Raw genomic sequence first — 768 nt, 5'->3', positions numbered from 1 at the left:
GACCTCGGTTTCTGCGATTACGCGCTGCGCGAATCCTCGCCACATCGATTCCCAACCGCCGGCGCGGCCAGTCTCTTCATCGAAATAACATTCGCCATCCCTATTACAAAAAAGATATTTCGCCAGTTTCACGGGGCGGGCTGCCTTGGCGCTGGCCACGGCCGAACGCAGTTCATYGGTCCAGTCGATGATGATGCTCTTGCCGGTCGTGTTGGCGGTCTTGCGCGGCGTGACATGGATGCCGTCATCCTGCAGATCGCTCATGGTCAGGCGCAGCAAGTCGCCGCGGCGCAGGCCGGTGAGCAGGGCGATGCGGATGTACGCCTGGACCGCCAGCACGCTGCCGGCCTTGCGCTTCGATTCCAGGGACAGGCATTCCACGATTTCCCAATCTTCGATGTAGCGTGTCCGGGCTTTCTCTGATTTCAGTCGCACCTCGCCCTTGAAAGGGTGGCGATCAATGTAACCCCACTCGACGGCTTTCGTCAGCGCATGCGACAGGACTTCGACTTCGCGGTGCGCGGCCGTCTTGGCCTTGCTCTTGTCGACATACTGGTAGACGTGGCGAGGCTTGATATCATTCAGGCCCATGGCTCCGAAGATTGCGCGTAGCCGCTTCATTGCGGTGCGGTTGTGGTTTTGTGTTGTGACCGCCTTAGTTGGGATGACCTGGAGGGTGTACCGGTCTAAGAGCTGGCCAATATTCCGCGCGTCGTCGGTCACCTTGATGCGTTCGGCCCACTCGGCGTATGCCGCTGGCAATGTGGC

Annotated in this window: 1 protein-coding gene; it reads right to left on the bottom strand. The window is 59.8% G+C overall.

All coding sequences use genetic code 11. The features are described 5' to 3' along the window. Positions 1–768 (bottom strand): tyrosine-type recombinase/integrase (locus AB4Z32_RS27485; protein WP_442124987.1); only part of this gene is annotated, 768 nt, incomplete at both ends.

The sequence above is a fragment of the Massilia sp. 2TAF26 genome, from assembly GCF_052115005.1.
Taxonomy (GTDB): Bacteria; Pseudomonadota; Gammaproteobacteria; order Burkholderiales; family Burkholderiaceae_D; genus Telluria.
The sequence above is the reverse complement of the archived record's forward strand: the minus strand, read 5'-3'. Positions and strand labels throughout refer to the sequence as shown.